The organism is Mycobacterium sp. IS-3022, from assembly GCF_001500065.1.
Taxonomy (GTDB): Bacteria; Actinomycetota; Actinomycetes; order Mycobacteriales; family Mycobacteriaceae; genus Mycobacterium.
In genome coordinates this window covers 147,671-163,975 of record NZ_LQIN01000048.1, presented here as the reverse complement: position 1 = coordinate 163,975, position 16,305 = coordinate 147,671, and the positions used below count along the sequence as shown (strand labels likewise).

16 protein-coding genes and 3 tRNA genes are annotated in these 16,305 nt (G+C 68.5%); 9 read left to right on the top strand and 10 right to left on the bottom strand.

Annotated elements, in window-relative coordinates:
* Positions 1 to 23: 23 nt before the first annotated feature.
* From AU188_RS21110 to AU188_RS21100, 4 genes are all read left to right on the top strand, one after another.
* Positions 24 to 929, top strand: coding sequence for a DUF3566 domain-containing protein (locus AU188_RS21110; protein WP_059165429.1), 906 nt, complete (start codon positions 24 to 26; stop codon positions 927 to 929).
* 94 nt (positions 930 to 1,023) lie between these two features.
* Positions 1,024 to 1,097, top strand: a tRNA-Ile gene (locus AU188_RS21105).
* 16 nt (positions 1,098 to 1,113) lie between these two features.
* Positions 1,114 to 1,242, top strand: a complete 129-nt coding sequence (locus AU188_RS25865) for a hypothetical protein (RefSeq protein ID WP_286131840.1) — start codon at positions 1,114 to 1,116, stop codon at positions 1,240 to 1,242.
* Positions 1,233 to 1,305, top strand: a tRNA-Ala gene (locus AU188_RS21100). The genes AU188_RS25865 and AU188_RS21100 overlap by 10 nt, the downstream gene beginning before the upstream one ends.
* Before the next feature lie 26 nt (positions 1,306 to 1,331).
* On the opposite strand, the gene cwsA is transcribed toward AU188_RS21100, so the two are convergent.
* The gene (cwsA, locus tag AU188_RS21095) at positions 1,332 to 1,772 is read right to left on the bottom strand and encodes a cell wall synthesis protein CwsA (protein ID WP_059165428.1); all 441 of its coding nucleotides are present in this window, start codon (positions 1,770 to 1,772) and stop codon (positions 1,332 to 1,334) included.
* 106 nt (positions 1,773 to 1,878) lie between these two features.
* On the opposite strand from cwsA, the gene AU188_RS21090 reads away from it, so the two are divergent.
* Positions 1,879 to 2,406: a peptidylprolyl isomerase gene (locus tag AU188_RS21090; protein ID WP_059100531.1), complete on the top strand. Its 528-nt coding sequence runs from the start codon at positions 1,879 to 1,881 to the stop codon at positions 2,404 to 2,406.
* A gap of 9 nt (positions 2,407 to 2,415) precedes the next feature.
* On the opposite strand, the gene AU188_RS21085 is transcribed toward AU188_RS21090, so the two are convergent.
* On the bottom strand, positions 2,416 to 2,838 hold the full coding sequence (locus AU188_RS21085; RefSeq protein WP_059165427.1) for a PH domain-containing protein: 423 nt from the start codon (positions 2,836 to 2,838) through the stop codon (positions 2,416 to 2,418).
* Between the two features lie 155 nt (positions 2,839 to 2,993).
* Positions 2,994 to 3,257, bottom strand: coding sequence for a cell division protein CrgA (gene crgA, locus AU188_RS21080; protein ID WP_059165426.1), 264 nt, complete (start codon positions 3,255 to 3,257; stop codon positions 2,994 to 2,996).
* Positions 3,258 to 3,347: 90 nt separating this feature from the next.
* Here crgA and AU188_RS21075 point away from each other — a divergent pair, with 90 nt between their 5' ends.
* The gene (locus AU188_RS21075; RefSeq protein ID WP_082686730.1) at positions 3,348 to 4,130 is read left to right on the top strand and encodes a DUF881 domain-containing protein; all 783 of its coding nucleotides are present in this window, start codon (positions 3,348 to 3,350) and stop codon (positions 4,128 to 4,130) included.
* A gap of 67 nt (positions 4,131 to 4,197) precedes the next feature.
* Complete coding sequence (locus AU188_RS21070) at positions 4,198 to 4,878, top strand: aminodeoxychorismate/anthranilate synthase component II (protein WP_059165424.1); 681 nt, start codon at positions 4,198 to 4,200, stop codon at positions 4,876 to 4,878.
* Here AU188_RS21070 and pknB read toward each other — a convergent pair.
* From pknB to AU188_RS21035, 7 genes are all read right to left on the bottom strand, one after another.
* Positions 4,856 to 6,733, bottom strand: coding sequence for a Stk1 family PASTA domain-containing Ser/Thr kinase (gene pknB, locus AU188_RS21065; RefSeq protein ID WP_059165423.1), 1,878 nt, complete (start codon positions 6,731 to 6,733; stop codon positions 4,856 to 4,858). The genes AU188_RS21070 and pknB overlap by 23 nt on opposite strands.
* On the bottom strand, positions 6,730 to 8,073 hold the full coding sequence (locus tag AU188_RS21060) for a protein kinase domain-containing protein (RefSeq protein ID WP_059165422.1): 1,344 nt from the start codon (positions 8,071 to 8,073) through the stop codon (positions 6,730 to 6,732). Before AU188_RS21060 ends, pknB begins: the two co-directional genes overlap by 4 nt.
* Positions 8,074 to 8,095: 22 nt before the next feature.
* A complete protein-coding gene (gene pbpA / locus AU188_RS21055; protein WP_059165421.1) occupies positions 8,096 to 9,571 on the bottom strand; it encodes a D,D-transpeptidase PbpA in 1,476 nt (491 codons plus the stop codon).
* Positions 9,568 to 10,980 (bottom strand): FtsW/RodA/SpoVE family cell cycle protein, encoded by a 1,413-nt coding sequence (locus tag AU188_RS21050; RefSeq protein WP_059165420.1) that lies wholly within the window; start codon positions 10,978 to 10,980, stop codon positions 9,568 to 9,570. The genes pbpA and AU188_RS21050 overlap by 4 nt, the downstream gene beginning before the upstream one ends.
* Positions 10,977 to 12,557: a PP2C family protein-serine/threonine phosphatase gene (locus AU188_RS21045; protein WP_059165419.1), complete on the bottom strand. Its 1,581-nt coding sequence runs from the start codon at positions 12,555 to 12,557 to the stop codon at positions 10,977 to 10,979. The genes AU188_RS21050 and AU188_RS21045 overlap by 4 nt, the downstream gene beginning before the upstream one ends.
* Positions 12,554 to 13,021 (bottom strand): FHA domain-containing protein FhaB/FipA, encoded by a 468-nt coding sequence (locus tag AU188_RS21040; RefSeq protein WP_059165418.1) that lies wholly within the window; start codon positions 13,019 to 13,021, stop codon positions 12,554 to 12,556. Before AU188_RS21040 ends, AU188_RS21045 begins: the two co-directional genes overlap by 4 nt.
* A 142-nt stretch (positions 13,022 to 13,163) precedes the next feature.
* Positions 13,164 to 14,597 carry an FhaA domain-containing protein gene (locus tag AU188_RS21035; RefSeq protein ID WP_059165417.1) on the bottom strand — a complete coding sequence of 478 codons (1,434 nt, stop codon included), beginning with the start codon at positions 14,595 to 14,597 and terminating at the stop codon, positions 13,164 to 13,166.
* Positions 14,598 to 14,856: 259 nt separating this feature from the next.
* Here AU188_RS21035 and AU188_RS21030 point away from each other — a divergent pair.
* Together AU188_RS21030 and AU188_RS21025 are read left to right on the top strand one after the other, a co-directional pair.
* Positions 14,857 to 14,939 (top strand) — tRNA-Leu (locus tag AU188_RS21030).
* A 139-nt stretch (positions 14,940 to 15,078) separates the two neighbouring features.
* Positions 15,079 to 16,269: a DUF7373 family lipoprotein gene (locus AU188_RS21025; protein WP_059165416.1), complete on the top strand. Its 1,191-nt coding sequence runs from the start codon at positions 15,079 to 15,081 to the stop codon at positions 16,267 to 16,269.
* Positions 16,270 to 16,305 lie beyond the last annotated feature (36 nt).

Genomic DNA, 16,305 nt, shown 5'->3' with positions numbered 1-16,305 from the left:
ACGGGACCAGTGAGGAGCCGTAGGTGAGCTCACCGAACGAGCCGGGACGCCCACGCGCGGGCGAAAGTCCAGCGGGGGCCAACGGCTCCGCCGCCAACAACGACGCTCTCGGTGCCGCCCGGCCCGATGGCCCCGACCGCGGAGACGTCCCGCCGTGGCAGCGGGGGCCCGCGGCCCGGGCGGCACAGCCGGCGGGCCGGCCGCCGGAGCCGCCGCCGAGGCGGGGTCCCGCTCCGGGGCCGCGCGGCGACGGTCCGGGCGATGACGGTCATCCGCCGGAGCGGCCTGTCGACGACGCCCGAGGCAATCCCAACAACTCCCCTGGCCCCAGCGCCCGCCTGAACCGCTTCGTGTCGGGTGGATCGGCGCCGACGGAGGACGTGCCGACGCGCGGCGAGCGGGCTGAGCCCCCCCGCCCGGAGACCTACGCCAGCGAACTGCCGGACCTGTCCGGGCCGATGCCGCGCCCGCCGCAGCAGCGCAAACCCGCCGAACGGCCGAGCGGGGAACCGGCCGGCCGTCCGGCGTCGGGGGCCCGTGTCCAGGTCGGCACCCGGCACAAGGGCCCGGTCCGGGCCAGCATGCAGATCCGCCGGATCGACCCGTGGAGCACCCTGAAGGTTTCCGCGGTGCTGTCGGTCGCGCTGTTCTTCGTGTGGATGATCGCGGTGGCGTTCCTCTACCTCGTGCTCGGCGGCATGGGCGTGTGGAGCAAGCTCAACAGCAACGTCGGTGACCTGCTCACCAGCGCCGGCGGCGGGTCCGGCGGCGAATTGGTGTCCAGCGGAACCATCTTCGGCGGCGCGACGTTGATCGGCCTGGTCAACATCGTGCTGCTGACGGCCATGGCCACCATCGGTGCGTTCGTCTACAACCTCACGACGGACTTGGTCGGCGGCGTGGAAGTCACGCTCGCCGACCGGGATTGATCGTCGGCCCGCCGACGGGACTGAGGTGCGCTCCGCGGTTTGGGCGGGAGCCTACGATTGCGGTAATCTCGTCGCTCGGCCGTAGCGGCGTTACGGGGCTATAGCTCAGGCGGTTAGAGCGCTTCGCTGATAACGAAGAGGTCGGAGGTTCGAGTCCTCCTAGCCCCACGGAAAGGTGCACACCATGAGGCGGGTGCTGTTGATCGCCACGGCGATCGCCGCCGCAGCCGCCGTCGCCCTCTGGCGTTCACGCCACGGCGTCGAGGTGTGGCATGCGGCGCCCGGCGCGCCGTCGGCGGACCAGGGGCCTTAGCTCAGTTGGTAGAGCGCTACCTTTGCAAGGTAGATGTCAGGAGTTCGATTCTCCTAGGCTCCACTTCGACCTCGTGCGGCCGGCCCTTGTCAGGGCCGCGGCGCCACCTCCACGCTCGGCGGCAGGGGCGACGGCTCCGGTTGCGTCGACCGCCGCACGATCGAGAACGCGACCGCTCCCCCGGCCAACGCCGCGACACCCACGCCGACCAACACCAGCCTGCGCCTGCGCAGCTTGCTCTTCGCGGTGCGCGCCGAGGACGCGCCGAGCAGCGCCTGCGACACGATCTCCTGCGCCGCACTGAGTTCCTGCGCGATCGCCTGCTGCGCGGTGGCCAGATCCTCGCTCAACTGAGCCTTGAGCCGGCCGCGGCGGTACCGCTCGCCCACCCAATCCGCCGACGACTGCGCACCATGGACGCCGAGCCCCAGCGCGCCGCGCGTGACGTCGACCGGGCCGACCGCCGTGTACTTCAGGCCGCGGCTCAACCGCTCGCCTGGGGTCAACCGGACGTCCGTCTTCGAGCTCATGGCGCACCTCTTTCGCGGCGTGGATGGGGTCGACAACAGCCTGCCATCTACCGCAAGGCGGCGGTGCCGGTTGGGCTTCGAACGCGGCGTGGCACACTGACACCCCGTGACGAGCCCCATTCAGACAGCGACCGCGACCCTGCACACCAACCGTGGCGATATCAAGATCGCACTCTTCGGAAACCACGCGCCCAAGACCGTCGCCAACTTCGTCGGCCTGGCCCAGGGAACCAAGGACTACAGCGGCGAGAATGCATCGGGCAGCACATCGGGCCCGTTCTACGACGGCGTCGTGTTCCACCGCGTCATCGACGGCTTCATGATCCAGGGCGGTGACCCGACGGGCACCGGCCGCGGCGGGCCGGGTTACGAGTTCGCCGACGAGTTCCACCCCGAGCTTCAGTTCGACCGTCCCTACCTGCTCGCGATGGCCAACCGCGGCCCGGGCACCAACGGCTCGCAGTTCTTCATCACCGTGGGCAAGACTCCGCACCTGAACCGCAAACACACGATCTTCGGCGAGGTCGTCGACGCTGAGTCGCAGAAGGTCGTCGACGCGATCGCAACGACTGCGACCGACCGCAACGACCGACCCACCGATCCGGTGGTCGTCGACTCGATCACCATCGCCTGACCGAAGCGGTCAGGAGCCCGCGCCGGCGTAACCCGCGTCGGTCAACGCGTCGAGTACCTGCAGTGGATCGGTGCCCAGATCCCACCGGGTGAACACGAGCAGCCGGTCGTCGATGGTGTCGATTTCAAGTAACCGGACTTTGCGGGCCAACCTGCGGAACTCGGTGATCCGGATCAGCTTGATGTTGGTGCGCGGCAAAATCTGGGTGCCGAACAGGCCCCGGGTCACCAGGCCGGCTTCTTTGATTGCCAGCTTCGGTCGCGCGCGCCACGACAGGATCGCAAACGCGATCAATCCCACCCCGGCAACGCCCGCCAGAATGCGGCCGGGAGGGTCTGTGATCAGGGTCACAGCGGGAATGGTGAGGATGACTCCGGCTATGCCGCACGCGGCGATGCCCGCCGCAGGAGGGCCCCACTGAGTTTGCTGCATCCGTTGTGCACACCCTTTCACCGCCCCTTACGCGGTTATCCACAAGTGCTATCCCCAATGGGGATGAATCACATCGGTGTGATCCGATTACTCGGAGGTTGCTGGGAGGATAACGATCAGCGACGAGAATGAATTCATGTTGTCGGATCGATGGTTCAGCGCCACCGCATGGTGAGCAACAGCCCGGTAATCATGAAGGCAAACGCGATCGCGTAGTTCCACGGCCCCAGTTGGGCAAGGAACGGGATCGCCGACGACGCCAACTGGAAGACCAGAAGCCAGACCAGACCGATCAGCATCAAGCCGACGAACAACACCACGAACCAGGTACTGGACGGTCCGGCTTTGACCTTGACGGGCGTCCGGCTCACCGGGCTGCTGGTGAAGTCGTTCTTCTTGCGGACCTTGGACTTGGGCATGGGTACCTTCGGGACAACTGGTGCGACGATGTAGATACGAGCCTAACGTAGGTCCGCCACAGCAGAGTCAGGGAAGCCGGTTAGCAGCGGATGCAACGGTCAGTGCGTAATCGCGGGACGCGAGGGTCCCCGCCCCGCGCGGGTCTGTGGCGGTACGGCGTGCCGGTGATCTGTCTGCTGGCGGGTCTTCTGCTCGCCACCACCCACGGCGTCTCCGGTGGCGACGACATCCGGCGCAGCGATGCCCCGCGGCTGGTCGATCTCGTCCGAGAAACCCAGCAGTCGGTGGACCGGCTCAGCGCCGAACGGGACTCCCTCGCGACGGCGATGGAGAGCCACCACGGAGGCAGCCCCCGCGCCGACGCCGCCCTGACCGCCATCACCGCGCGCGCTTCGCGATTGGCGACCGTCGCCGGTCTGGACCCGATGCGCGGGCCTGGCCTCGTCGTCACCCTCAACGACGCCCAGCGCGACGCCGAGGGCCGGTTCCCCCGCGACGCCTCCCCCGACGACCTGGTGGTGCACCAGCAGGACATCGACGCCGTACTCAACGCGCTGTGGAGCGCCGGTGCCGAGGGCATCCAGATGCAGGACCAGCGGATCATCGGCACGTCCGCCCCACGGTGCGTCGGTAACACCCTGCTGCTCAACGGGCGCACGTACAGCCCGCCCTACGTGATCACCGCGATCGGCGATGCGGCTGCCATGCAGGCGGCGTTGGCGGCCGCTCCCCTGGTCAACCTCTATCGGCAGTACGTGGTGCGCTTCGGCTTGGGCTACTCCGAAGAGCCCCGCGCCGAGGTCGAACTCGTCGGGCACAACGAGCCGGTCCGGATGCGCTTCGCCAGGCCGGCGGGGCCGATCGGATGGTGATTTCGGTGTCGTAGGTGGCGCGAGCCGCGACGAGGTACACCGAAACCGCAACCAGTAACCTGGGCTGATGCAGGTCCTGGTGGTCGACAACTACGACAGCTTCGTGTTCAACCTCGTGCAGTATCTGGGTCAGCTCGGAGTGCACGCGCAGGTCTGGCGCAACGACGACGACCGCCTGGGCACCGACGCCGACATCGCGAAGGCCGCCGACGAGTTCGACGGGGTGCTGCTCAGTCCCGGCCCGGGTACGCCGGAGCGGGCCGGCGCGTCCATCCCCCTCGTCAAGGCGTGCGCGGCGGCCCGGACCCCGCTGCTGGGCGTGTGCCTCGGCCACCAGGCGATCGGGGTGGCCTTCGGCGGCACGGTCGACCGCGCCCCAGAACTGCTACACGGTAAGACCAGCGTCGTTCATCACTTCAATTCCGGTGTGCTGCAAGGACTTCCAAGTCCCTTCACCGCGACCAGATACCACTCGCTGACGATCCTGCCCGACACGGTGCCCGCCGAATTGGAGGTGACCGCTCGCACGGAAGGGGGCGTCATCATGGGCGTTCGGCACGTCGCGTTGCCGATCCACGGTGTGCAGTTCCATCCCGAGTCGATCCTCACCGAGGGTGGGCACCGGATGCTGGCCAACTGGCTCGGCTACTGCGGCGCCGCGCCCGCCGAGTCGCTGGTCCGGAAGCTGGAGGACGAGGTCTCGAGCGCCGTGCAGCGCGCGGTCGCTACGACGCGAAACTCAGCGTGATCGTCGCGCCGAAGTCCACACTGGCGCCCGGCGCCGGGCTCTGAGTGACCACCGCGTTGGCCCGCTGGCCGCTGTTCGGCACGTCGGCGCCCTTGTCCAAGGAACCCGTCCACCCCAGCGCCCGTAGCCGCGGTTCGGCGTCCACCCAGAACATTCCGCGTAGGTCGGGCATCAGGAACTGATTGCAGGCGGACTGCTGCAACTGAACCGGGGCGTCCACGGGGGAATCCTGTCCGGCGGGGGGCAGGGTGCCGATGACCTGTCCGCAGGGTTCGGGGCTGTCGACCTGGACCGGCACCACGTTGGTGAACCCGGCTGCGGTAAGAATCTGGCGCGCCGACGCCTCTGACTGGTTCGCGACGTTGGGCACCGTGCGGCTTTCGGGCCCCGAGCCGACGACGATGGTGATCTCGTTGGTGATCGCCGACGTCTGATTCGCCGGCGGATTCGTGCCGAGCACCCGGTCCTTGAGCGCCGGCGTCGACGGCGACGACGACGGCTTGAACTTCTCGAAACCCGCCTCGGTCAGCTTCTGCGCCGCCTCCGCGTACGTCAGGTTCTTGACGTCGGGTATCTCCCGCTGCTCGGGACCGGTGGACACGTTGATGGTGATCTCCTCACCGGCCTCGACCGACGTGTCGGCGCTCGGATCGGTGCTGATGACGTGGTCGGGCGGCACCGTCGAGTCGGGGCGCTGCTGGGTGCGCGTCTTGAAACCACGGTTCTGCAGTTCGGCGATCGCATCCGCCGACGGCTGGCCGCTCACGTCGGGCACTTCGACGGCGCGGGTGTCCCCGCCGAACATGTTGATCGCGACCGTCACCACCACGGTGAGCACGGCCAGTACCGCGACGGCGGCCAGCCACCGCCAGACCGAGCCGCGTCGCTCCCGGTCGGCGTACTCGCGCGGCTGCGGCATCGGGGTGGGCTCGATCGGTTCGGTGCGCTCATGGTTGGGCGGCGACGACAGCAGCGAGTTGCGGTCGGCGTCGGTGAACACCTTCGGGGCGTCCGGTTGCTCGCCGCTGTGCACCCGGACCAGATCGGCGCGCATCTCCGCGGCGGTCTGATACCGGTTGTCGGGGTTCTTCGCCAGCGACTTGAGCACCACGGCGTCCAGTTCCGGGGTGATGTCATTGTGCCGTTGCGACGGCGGAATAGGGTCCTCGCGGACATGCTGGTACGCCACCGCGACGGGGGAGTCACCGATGAAAGGTGGCTCCCCGGTGAGGATTTCGTAGAGCACACAGCCCAGCGAGTAGACGTCGGAACGGGCGTCGACCTTTTCGCCGCGGGCCTGCTCCGGCGACAGGTACTGGGCGGTGCCGATCACCGCGGCAGTCTGGGTGACGCTGTTGGCGTCGGCCAGTGCGCGGGCGATCCCGAAGTCCATCACCTTGACCGCGCCGGTCTTGCTGATCATGATGTTGGCCGGTTTGACGTCGCGGTGGATGATCCCGTGCTGGTGGCTGAAGTTCAGCGCCTGGCAGGCGTCGGCGATCACCTCGATGGCCCGCCGCGGTTCCATCGGGCCGTCGCTGTGCACGATGTCGCGCAGCGTCACCCCGTCGACGTACTCCATCACGATGTAGGGCAGCGGACCGCTGGGCGTCTCGGCCTCGCCGGTGTCGTAGACCGCGACGATCGCGGGGTGGTTCAATGCGGCCGCGTTCTGCGCTTCGCGGCGGAAACGCAGATAGAAGCTCGGATCGCGGGCGAGGTCGGCACGCAACACCTTGATCGCGACGTCGCGATGCAGGCGCGTGTCGCGTGCGAGATGGACTTCGGACATGCCACCGAAGCCGAGGATCTCGCCGAGCTCATAGCGGTCGGACAGATGTTGCGGGGTTGTCATTGCGATGTCTGTTCTGGAGCCGGAAGTCGCAGGTCCAGCTCCTGTGCCGGGGTCGACGGCGGCACCCGCGCCGGTGCCGGTGACGCCATCGCCTGCGGTGTGGTTACCCCTGATTCTTCCTCACCATCAACTTCGCCCCCGCGCCCGGTCCGATCCGGTAGGGCCGCCGGCGACTCGTAGGGGGTGGTCTCGGTGATGGTGTTGGTGATCGTCGGTGGCGGCGTCTGCTTGTCCTGGCGGTCCTGAGCGTTGAGCACGATGAGGATCGCGATGATGATCGCGAGCGCCCCCAGCACCCCCGCGGCCCACAACAGCGCGCGCTGGCCCGACGAGAATGTGCGCCGCGGCGGTGGCGGGCGGTGGCTACCGGTCGCCGGGCGTGGGCGCGCGACGGTGGCCGGGGCGCGACCGGTCATGTCGGCGGCGGCGCGGGCCTGGGTGGCCGACGGCACGGCGGTGGGCGCGGCGCGGCCGATCGACGGTGCGGCGTTGGGTCGCGGCGGGCGCCGTCCGGACCGCACCGCGGCGACCGCGTCGGCGAACGCCCCGCCGGAGCGATATCGCATGCCGGGGTTCTTGACGAGGGTGATCTCGATCAGTTCGCGCACATTGGGCGGCAGATCGGCGGGCAGCGGCGGCGGCGTCTCCTTGATGTGCTTCATCGCCACCGTCAGCGCGCCGTCGCCGGTGAACGGCCGCTTGCCCGAAACCGATTCGTAGCCAACAACTCCCAGCGCATACACGTCGCTGGCGGCGGTGGCGTCATGACCCAGCGCCTGCTCGGGCGCGATGTACTGCGCGGTCCCCATCACCATTCCGGTCTGCGTCACTGGCGCGGCGTCGACGGCCTTGGCGATGCCGAAGTCGGTGAGCTTGACCTGACCCGTCGGGGTGATGAGGATGTTGCCCGGCTTCACGTCGCGGTGCACCAGGCCCGCGGTGTGGGCGACCTGCAGAGCGCGTCCCGTCTGCTCGAGCATGTCGAGCGCATGGCGCAGCGACAGCCGGCCGGTCCGTTTCAGCACCGAGTTCAGCGGTTCACCGTTGACCAGTTCCATCACCAGGTAGGCGGTGCGGCCCTCGCCGTCCATGTCGGTCTCGCCGTAGTCGTACACGCTGGCGATGCCGGGATGGTTCAGCATGGCGACGGTGCGGGCCTCGGCGCGGAACCGCTCGACGAACTCGGGGTCGGTGGAGTACTCGGCCTTGAGCACCTTCACCGCCACCCGTCGGCCCAACCGGGAGTCCACCGCCTCCCACACCTGGCCCATGCCGCCGGTGGCGATCAACCGCTGCAACCGGTAGCGGCCGGACAACGTCACTCCGACTCGGGGACTCATTTCTCGCCTCCGGCTCGGGAGCTCATGAGCCCTCCCGCAGCGCCGCGGCTATCGTCGCCCTGCCGATCGGCGCGGCAAGCGCCCCGCCCGTCGCCGACAGCCGGTTACCGCCGTTCTCGACCAGCACCGCGACCGCGACTTTGGGGGCCTGTGCCGGGGCGAAGGCGATGTACCAGGCATGCGGAGGGGTGTTACGCGGGTCGGTGCCGTGCTCCGCTGTGCCGGTCTTGGATGCGATCTGCACGCCGGCGATGGCTCCCTTCTGCTTCGTCACCTGCTCGGCGGCGACCATCAAGTCCGTAAGTGTATCGGCGACCTGCTGCGACACCGCCCGGCGCTCTTCCTGCGGAGCCGTCGTGGCGATGTTCGAGAGGTCGGGTCCCTTCAGGCTATCCACGAGATACGGCCGCATCGCCACCCCACCGTTGGCGATGGTCGCGGCCACCTGGGCGTTCTGCAGCGGAGTGAGCGCAACGTCTTTCTGGCCGATACTCGACATGCCCAGCGCGGCGGCGTCGGCGATCGGCCCGACGCGCGACTCGACCACCTGAAGCGGGATCATCGGTGCGGGCGCGTCGAGGCCGAACCCGCGGGCTGTCGACCGCAGCGCGTCGGCGCCGGTGTCGATGCCCAACTGGACGAACGCGGTGTTGCACGACCTGGCGAAGGCCTCCCGAAGCGACGCGGTGGGGCCACCGCCGCAGGACGCGCCGCCGAAGTTCTCCAACGATGCGGTGCTGTCCGGCAACGGGATTCGCGGTTCGGCGGTGAGCTGGGTGTCTACCGTGGCGCCTCGCTGCAGGGCCGCCGCGGTGGTGATCACCTTGAAGGTCGACCCCGGCGGGTAGGTCTCGGAGATCGCCCGGTTCAGCAGCGGAGACTCGGGGTCGTCGCGCAGCCGCTGCCAGGCCGCCGTCTGGGCGGCCATGTTGTGGGTGGCCAGCAGGTTCGGGTCGTAGGACGGCGCCGAGACCATCGCAAGGATCTTGCCCGTCGAGGGCTCGATGGCCACCACCGAACCCTTGCACGGCCCGTCGCAGCCGTCCTCCATCGCCTCCCAGGCGGCGCGCTGCACCTGCGGATTGATCGTGGTGTCGACGTTTCCGCCGCGCGGGTCGCGGCCGGTGAAGAAGTCGGCGAGCCGGCGGCCGAACAACCGTTCGTCGGAGCCGTTGAGGATGGAGTCCTCGGCGCGCTCCAGGCCGGTGCTCGAGTACTGCAGCGAGTAGAAGCCCGTCACCGGTGCGTACGCCTGGGGATTGGGATACACGCGCAGGAACCGGAACCGGCCGTTGGTCGACACCGAGTAGGCCAGCAGCTGGCCACCCGCGGAGATCTGCCCGCGTTGCCGGGAGTACTCGTCGAGCAGCACGCGCTGGTTGCGCGGATCGGAGCGCAACCCGTCGGCGGTGAACACCTGCGTGAGGGTGGCGTTGGCGAGCAGCAGCACGATCAGGGCCATGACGGAGACGGCGATGCGGCGCAGCGAGGTGTTCATACCTTTTCGATCACCTCGGTGCCGGCCGCCGCGATCGGGGTCGGGGTCTGCGGTGCGGTGACGATGGGGCGGCGCGCCGCATGCGAGATGCGCACCAGGATGGCGAGCAGCAGGTAGTTCGCCAGCAGCGAAGACCCTCCGTAGGACATCCAGGGCGTCGTCAGGCCGGTCAGCGGAATGAGTTTGGTGACACCGCCGACGACGATGAACAACTGCAGCGCCAGCGTCGAGGCCAGGCCCGCGGCAAGCAACTTCCCGAAGCTGTCACGCACGGCGATCGCGGTGCGCAGTCCCCGGATGATGACGATGGTGTAGAGCATCAGCACCGCGGCCAGGCCCACCAGGCCGAGTTCCTCGCCGATGGCCGCGATGATGAAATCGGTTGACGCGGCGGGCACAGTGGCGGGTTGACCATTGCCCAGACCGGTGCCGAAGATCCCTCCGGTCGCAAAACTGAACAGCGACTGCACCATCTGGTAACCCGCGCCGTCGGGGTCGGCGAACGGGTCCAGCCATGTCTGCACGCGGACCTCGACGTGATCGAAAAGGTGATATGCGGCAACGCTTCCCGCTGCGAAGAGGGCGAGACCGATGACGACCCAGCTGAGCCGGTCGGTGGCCGCGTACACCAGCACCAGAAACGACGCGTACAGCAGCAGCGACGTGCCGAGGTCCTTCTCGAAGATCATCACCCCGACCGAGGCGATCCAGGCGGCGAGAAGCGGCGCGAGGTCGCGGGGCCGGGGGAGGTCCATGCCGAGAACGTGCTTGCCCGCACTGGTGAAGACATTGCGCTTCGACACCAGCACCGCCGCGAAGAAGATCAGCAGCAGGATCTTCGAGAACTCGGCGGGCTGAATCGAGAAGCCCGGGAACTGAATCCAGATCTTGGCACCGTTCTGCTCCGACATCGAGCGGGGCAGCACCGCCGGAATGGCCAACAGAATCAGGCCGGTGAGCCCGCACAGATAGCCGTAGCGGGACAGCAGTCGATGGTCGCGCAGGAAGATCACGATCAGCGAGAACCCGATGACCCCGAGCAGGGTCCACAGCATCTGCTGGTTGGCGGTGCCGCCCAAGCCGTCCTGCCTCAGCTCGCCGGATCCGAGGTCGAGGCGGTGAATCATCACCAGTCCCAACCCGTTCAGCAGCGCGACCACCGGCAGCAGTAGGGGATCGGCGTAGGGCGCGAAACGTCGCACCGCGAGGTGCGCACCGCTGAACAACGCCAGATACGCGACGGTGTACTGCGCGAGATCCCAGTGCAGGCCCTTCTCCTGGTTCGCCTCGACGAGTAGCAGCGCGAGAGTGGTGATGACGGCCGCGAAGCCGAGCAGGAGCAGTTCGGCGTTGCGCCGGTTGGGGAGTGGCGGCGTAACGGCGACGGCGGACTGCGGCTGGGTGGTCATGCCACTTCCCGGCAGTTGGTGCCCGGTTCGGGTGGCGGCGGGGGCAACGCGGTGACCGTCGGCGCCGGCGGCGGCTTCGGTGACGACGCGGGCGGTGACGGTTCGCCCGGCTGTGCCGGTGCACCCGGTTCCGGTCGCGGCGACTCCGGTTGCGGAGCAGGCGACCTCGGTTCCGGAGGTGGCGGCGTCACCGTCCGCGGCGTCTCGGGTGCCGGGGCGCCGGTTTCACCGCGGGTCGGCGGATTGTTCGGTACGCCAGGCGAATTCGTCGGTGCCGGGCTGTGCGGTGCCTCACTGGTGCGCGGTGGTGGCGGCGGCGGCGCGCAGATCGGAAGCAGCGAATCGCGTGCCAGTTGGTTGATCTGGCTGATGGCCTGGTCTTCGGAGCCCGTCGGCAGCCCCGCGATGACCTGCCGTTGTTCGGACTGCTTCAGATCGCTGACCCGAAAGATCTGGCAGTCGCGCGGCTGCTGTCCGGGGCTGATGAGGTTCAGGCCGTTGCGTTCGGTCAAGCAGCCCTGTCGGTACGGCTCCTGCAACGAATAGCCGAGGATCGATCCGGGCACACCCCGCATGATCGACACGGTGCCGTTGTGGGCTGCGACGTAGAAGTTGTTGCGGATGATCTCCCGGCCGACGGCCAACCCGGCCAACACCGCCAACACCAGCAGAACGGCGGCGATGAACATTCGCCGCCGCGACTTGGGCGGCCGCGGCGGTTCCTCCGGTTCCGGTTGAACGCGTTTGGCTTCGTTGCGGCGCGGATTGAACGCCGACGCTCGACCAGCTGCGGTGTTGGGCGGTGGCTGGTCGTCGTCGCCGGACACGGCTCCGGCCAGGATCGGCTGGGTCTGCCCGTAGTCGTAGTCGACGACGTCGGCCACCACGACGGTGACGTTGTCGGGTCCGCCACCGCGCAGCGCCAATTCGATGAGCCGGTCCGCGCTTTCGGCCACATCGGGAATCTGCAGTGCCTCGAGGATGGTGTCGTGGCTGACCGGATCGGAGAGCCCGTCGGAGCACAGCAGGTAACGGTCGCCGGCGCGCGCCTCACGCATGATCAGCGTGGGCTCCACCTCGTGGCCGGTCAGCGCGCGCATGATCAGCGACCGCTGCGGGTGGCTGTGCGCCTCTTCCGCGGTGATGCGGCCCTCGTCGACGAGTGTCTGGACGAATGTGTCGTCCTTGGTGATCTGGGTCAGCTCACCGTCGCGCAGCAGATAGCCCCGGGAGTCGCCGATGTGTACCAACCCAAGCCTGTTGCCCGCGAACAGGATTGCCGTCAACGTGGTGCCCATGCCCTCGAGTTCGGGGTCGGCCTCGACATGCGCGGCGATCGCCGAGTTGCCTTCGCGGACCGCGGCGTCAAGCTTGGACAGCAGGTCGCCGCCGGGCTCGTCGTCATCGAGATGGGCCAGCGCGGCGATCACCAACTGGGAGGCGACCTCGCCGGCGGCGTGGCCGCCCATCCCGTCGGCAAGCGCGAGCAGTCGCGCACCGGCGTAGACGGAGTCCTCGTTGTTCGCCCGGACCAGGCCGCGGTCGCTGCGCGCGGCATAGCGAAGCACCAGTGTCACGGGCGCAGCTCGATTACCGTCTTGCCGATCCGAACCGGCGTGCCCATCGGAACCCGTACCGCCGTCGTCACCTTCGCCCTGTCGAGGTATGTGCCGTTGGTCGATCCTAGGTCCTCGACATACCACTCCGAACCTCGAGGCGACAGCCGGGCGTGCCGGGTCGAGGCGTAGTCGTCGGTGAGTACCAGGGTCGAATCGTCGGCGCGCCCGACCAACACCGGCTGGCTGCCCAGCGTGATGCGCGTGCCGGCCAGCGCGCCCTCGGTGACCACCAGGTGCCGCGCCACGTTACGACGGCCGCGGTTGGGCAGCAGCGAGGCCCGCAGCGGCAGCCCACGGCGCACCATGACGGCGCCGGTGGGCGCGTAGAGATCCGTGCGCAGAATCCTGAGCACCGACCAGATGAACAGCCATAGCAGCAACAGGAATCCGACGCGCGTCAGCTGCAGTACCAACCCCTGCATCTGACGTCCTCTCCGTCCCCGTCCCGTTCTGGTTGCGTCGGCACCGCGCAGCCGGCCTCGGCACCGTCACGATACTTGGACGGTCACCGACATGAGCGGGAAGCGACGAGCTTCGCGCCCCGGCCGCGGCCGGCCACGGTGCTCAGTGCACGCGGACGATGATCTCGGAGTGGCCCAGCCGGATCACGTCGCCGTCTGCGAGCTGCCACTCCTGCACCGGCGCGTTGTTCACGGTGGTGCCGTTCGTGGAGTTCAGATCGGACAGCAGCGCGACCTGACCGTCCCAGCGGATCTCCAGGTGGCGTCGCGACACACCGGTGTCGGGCAGCCGGAACTGGGCGTCCTGGCCGCGGCCGATCACGTTCGTGCCCTCGCGCAGCTGGTAGGTCCGGCCGCTGCCGTCGTCGAGCTGCAGCGTGACGGTGGCGCCGCCGGCGGCGTAGTCGGACTGGCCGTAGCCGGCGCCGTAGCCGCCTTGCTGGCCGTAGTCGTAGCCGCCCGCGGGCTCGGCGTAACCGGGCTCGGCGTAACCGGCGGCCGGGGCGTCGCCGTAGCGGCCGTAGTCCGGCGGGGCGCCGTAGCCCTGGTCTTGGCGGCCGTACTGCTGACCGCCGTAGCCACCCTGGTCGGGATAGCCACCTTGGTCGGGGTAGCCGCCCTGATCCGGATACGTGGGCCGCGGCTCGGGCCGGCCATAACCGCCGTCTTCGTGACGGCCGGGCGCCGGCGGGCGACCGTAGTCGTACTCACCCGCGGGAGGACCGCCATAGCCCGGCTGCCCACCTTGTGGGGGACCGTAGCCGCCGGGTGCCTGGCGATAGCCCTGATCCGGGTAACCGCCCTGCGGGGGGCCGTAGCCACCGGCGGGAGGCCGTTGTTCGTACGACGGTGGCGGATAGCCTTGGTCGGGATAGCCGCCCTGTTCCGGGTAACCGCCCTGCTGCTCTGGATAGCCACCCTGGTCGGGGTAGCCGCCCTGACGCGGCGGGTAGGGGTCACCCTGGGGCGGGTAGCCGCCTTGCTCTTGTGGGGGATACTGACCGCGGTCATCCGGACGGCCGTACCGCTCGTCGTAATACTCGTCGGCGGGCCGCCCCGGCCCCTGGCCGCCGCGGTAGGTCGGGTTGTCGCTCATCGGTGGTACTCCTGATTCTGCGCTGGACGCGTGTACTCGAGGTGGTGGGGCGGGTTCGCCAGTGGTCGAGTCGGGATTGACCGCTCCACGCGCGCGAAACTGTCCGGTGTGCAGGGTGGATGATTCTTCGAACCTGACGACAACATCACCATACGTTTGCCACCCCTGATCACGGATGTATCCCTCCAAGTGCTTGGCAAAAGTCGCTGATGTGAGGTCTGGGTCGGCGCTCACCTTCTGATAGTCAGGCACACTGAGGGTAATGACGTAGTCGTTCGGGGCCAAAACCTGGCCGCCGAGCACTTCCCGCGCACCGGTGTCGGCTTCCCGGCGGAGCATCGCCTCGACTTCCTGCGGAACTATCGAACCGCCGAAGACCCGGGCGAAAGCGTCACCGACCGTCGACTCGAGCTTGCGCTCGATGCGGTCGACTAGACCCATGTCACCGCCCGCCTCACTCGGTCGTTTCGTTCGTCCTGCTCATCGGCACGGATGCCCAGCGTGTCGCCTGGCCACAATGCTCATGTGCATGGTATCGGCCCAGCACCACGCTGCGGGACCAACAGAATTCTGAGAATCGGATCAACCCAGCTCAGGCCATGTGAATCACGATCGGTCCGGGCGCTTGACCCGGGTCCGCGCTGCCGCCGGTACGGTTGGGGAGCGGGGTGTCTAGCGTGATAGGCTCCCCCGGTCGTTGGGGCGAGTGGCGGAATGGCAGACGCGCTGGCTTCAGGTGCCAGTGTCCTTCGGGACGTGGGGGTTCAAGTCCCCCTTCGCCCACAAAACGAACTGCAGGGCTAAAGGTCGCGAACCTCGAAAGAGGTCGTGGCCTTTGGTGTTTGGGGATCCGAGCTCAAGTACTCGATTTCACCGGCATGCCTGAACCGCGGTTTCTGCTGGGGCGGGTAATTTCGCCTGGATGCGGCACGCAATTCTCGCCCTCGTTTCCGTAGTCGCGCTGCTCGCAACGGCGGCGTGTACGTCCACCGTCGAGGGGGCGGCGGTCAAGGCCACCGGCGGACCGTCGGGGCCGACGCTGGATTTCAATCGGCTGGACCCGGGGCGGTTCCCGACGACGCCGAGGCAACCGCTGGGCGTCGCCGGTGACCCCATGCTCGGCGCGGTGCTCGAGGGCCAGCGGCTCGCCAATTATGTCGTCGGGCCGTGGGAAGTCGATCCGGCGTTGAAGGACGGATTCGGCTTCGGCGCGGTGGTGCTGCCGCGCGCGGAGGCTCTCGCGCTGATCGGCCCGATGAACCTCGCCGGGGCGGCAGCCCGGCACGACTTCGTCACCGGCTTCGCCACGGTGCGCACCGAGAAGAAGCGCCGGGTGTTGCTGAACGCGGTGCTGCGCTTCGCCGACGACGACGCTGCGACAGCCGCGGCCACCGACCTGGGCGAGGCGGCGGCGCAGCAGCAAGGTGCCGACGGACCGGCGACGCTGGAGATCCCGGGCCATCCGGAGGCGCGGGCAACCAGTTACACCGCGAGTGATCGGACGATCGGGTCGTTCGGCGCGGTGCGCTCGTTCACCGCGCACGGCCCGTACGTCTTCATGCAGCAGGCGCAGGCGACCGCCGGCGTCGACGCCGCGGCCAAGCTGGTGGCGAAAAGCATCGAGCTGCAAACGCCGGCGATCGACGATTTTCGCGCCACGGACTTGAGCGAGCTCGCCGACATCTCGATCGATCCCACCGGGCTGCTGGCCCGGACGATCCCGCTCGACGGGCGAGATCTGACGTTCACCAAGAACACGACGTACGAACGGCGCGGCGCCCTGCACTTCCAATCCGACCCCGTCCGCTCGGCGAAGCTGTTCTCCGACACGGGAGTTGACCTCGTCGCGATGGCGGGCTCCAGCGTCTACCGTGCCGATGACGCCGACGGCGCCGAGACCGTGGTCGAGGAGTTCTTCGCCGAGGTGTCACCGATCGCTGCGCCCGCCAACCCGGTGCCGAACATGCCCGGCAGCCGCTGCCTGCGGATGACCGACGAGACGTTCTACTGCCTGGCGACCGCCGACCGGTACGCGATCGAGACGAGCGCTCCGACCCTGCTGGCCACGCAGCAGATGAACGCCGCGCAGTACATCATGTTGATGAGTAGCTGATACGGCATCCCCGTGACGGTGGCCGCACCCGCGACC